Annotated in this window: 4 protein-coding genes; 1 reads left to right on the top strand and 3 read right to left on the bottom strand. The window is 41.1% G+C overall.

The features are described from left to right. Positions 1-385, top strand: a 385-nt coding sequence (locus tag B7C60_RS00095) for an ATP-binding protein (RefSeq protein ID WP_172953208.1), incomplete at its 5' end; no start/stop codon positions are given. A 195-nt stretch (positions 386-580) separates the two neighbouring features. Here B7C60_RS00095 and B7C60_RS00100 read toward each other — a convergent pair. The 3 genes from B7C60_RS00100 to B7C60_RS00115 form a co-directional block, all read right to left on the bottom strand. Next, positions 581-898 (bottom strand): HigA family addiction module antitoxin, encoded by a 318-nt coding sequence (locus B7C60_RS00100; RefSeq protein ID WP_099609936.1) that lies wholly within the window; start codon positions 896-898, stop codon positions 581-583. 10 nt (positions 899-908) lie between these two features. Continuing rightward, positions 909-1196, bottom strand: a complete 288-nt coding sequence (locus tag B7C60_RS00105) for a type II toxin-antitoxin system RelE/ParE family toxin (RefSeq protein ID WP_001162670.1) — start codon at positions 1194-1196, stop codon at positions 909-911. A gap of 188 nt (positions 1197-1384) precedes the next feature. Next, positions 1385-1975, bottom strand: coding sequence for a TRADD-N-associated membrane domain-containing protein (locus B7C60_RS00115; RefSeq protein WP_099609939.1), 591 nt, complete (start codon positions 1973-1975; stop codon positions 1385-1387). Positions 1976-2075 lie beyond the last annotated feature (100 nt).

Below are 2075 nucleotides of genomic sequence, written 5' to 3' on the forward strand. Positions count from 1 at the left end.
AGCTAAAAAGAAAACGCGCTTTATCACCGCCGCTGATTTGATGCTGCAATTATCGACCGCTAAGCGACAAAACAAGCTGAAACAATACCTCTCTCGCTCTGTGATGGCTCCAAGGTTATTGATCATTGATGAAATCGGTTACCTGCCGTTTGGGCGAGAAGAAGCGAACCTATTTTTTAATGTGATCGCTAAGCGCTATGAGTATGGCAGTATTATTTTGACCAGTAATTTATCGTTTGGCCAATGGCCTAGCGCATTTGCCGATGATGCGACACTAACGGCAGCGATGTTAGATCGACTGCTTCATCACTCCCATGTTCTGCAGTTAAGTGGTGATAGCTATCGATTGAAAGATAAACGACGTTCAGGAGCAATACCTGAGTAAAAGGGTGGATCAATTTTGATTGATCGTTTTTAAGCTAAAAGTGGATCAGTTTTCGGTGATCGTTGACAGGAAAACTCATAACGCCGCGTTAAGGGGCAGCCAACGCTACTACCAAGTTTCCGCATAACACCGTAACCACAAAAACCAACGCATGATGAAAATGCCACGCGTTGGCTGTCCCTCTTTAACGCTTTGTTATGTACGTGCACTTTGTTCCATCGTAACAAACAGCGGCTTTACAAATTTGGCCTCTTCTTGATAACGATTTCTCGTATCCCAAAGGTCAACGGCATGTTGAATATTAAGCCAAAACTCTGGTGTATTTCCTAATGCAGCAGCTAGCTTAATTGCAACTGGAGCCGTTAACACTCCACCATTAATCAAGTTGCTTACCGTATTTCTGTGTACACCCATAGCTTCAGCGAGCGCTTTTGATGTGATGCCCATTGGTTCAAGAAACTCTAATTTCAACATTTCACCAACGCTAACTGGGCGACGTTTTGTCTTACGCATAGTCGTTACCTCAATACTTATGTGGGTCTAAGTAAGTATTTAGTGCAACACCATCAACCCACTGAAAAATCAAACGATATTGTTTATTCACTCGAATTGAACACCAACCTTTAAGATTTCCCTCAAGATGTTCAAATCGATTGCCCGGTGGAATTCTTAAGTCTGACTCAGCTTGAGCTGCATCTAAGATTTCCAGCTTTCGAAATAGAGCATTTTCTATACTGCTTGGAATTAAACGATGTCGTTTATCATCCTCATAAAACTGCTCTAACCACTTATCTTTAAATTCTAATGCCATTACAACTTGCACTGTCTCATTGTGCATCCATACACAAAGAGTAACGCATAATAACACTGTGCACAAGTTTGATTTTCAGGAAGGATTTCAGAGAAGTACATAACGCCGCATTAAGGTGTGAGCGGCGCTTGGCTATACTTGAGCGAAGCGAAACTGCCAAGCGTTGCGAATCACTCTTAAATGCTTTGTTAGCCGCCTTGGATTTTGAGTGATAATTCAGAAATAGCGTTATCTCTTTTTTCCTGATTCTCAATTTGCTTTGCAAAAGACAAGCCCACTCTAGCTGTTTCTATAACTGACATATCTTTTCTCAAGTCATCTAAACGATTGTTTGTTTCTCTGTTAAAACCGAACACAATGACACTAAGAATCTCCGAAACTGCACCCACTACAACAGTAATTAACCCCTGCTCGATACCTTCTTTAAAATACAATAGTGCGACACCAGCAAAGATAACCAAAACTCCAACAATCATAAGTGTTAGCGCAATGTTAAATGCAGCTTTTGCTTGCCTCATCCTTTCAGCGGCAATTCCAGCAGTGAACGTATAGGTTTCGTCTAAAGCTTCAATAGCTGCTTCATTGACTATTTTTGATTCATGCTCCCCTGCCAAGTACAGCCTTTTTGGTTCGGCTGCGGTTATTTCATCTGAACATGAGTCATCAATGGTTTTTTTATCAAGTTTTTCCTTAAAGAGCTTAACCAATGATTCAGCTAATACACTTGAACCAAGCGCATTAGCTAATACAGTTGTCAACAATGTTACTTCTATCGACACAGTAGATTCTCCTTTCGGCTAACGCCCAATTAAGTAGCCCGAAACGCTACTACCAACTTTCCGCATAACACTAAAACCACCAAAATCAACGCATAATGAA

Origin of the sequence: Vibrio fujianensis (assembly GCF_002749895.1) — a bacterium.
GTDB classification, from domain to species: domain Bacteria; phylum Pseudomonadota; class Gammaproteobacteria; order Enterobacterales; family Vibrionaceae; genus Vibrio; species Vibrio fujianensis.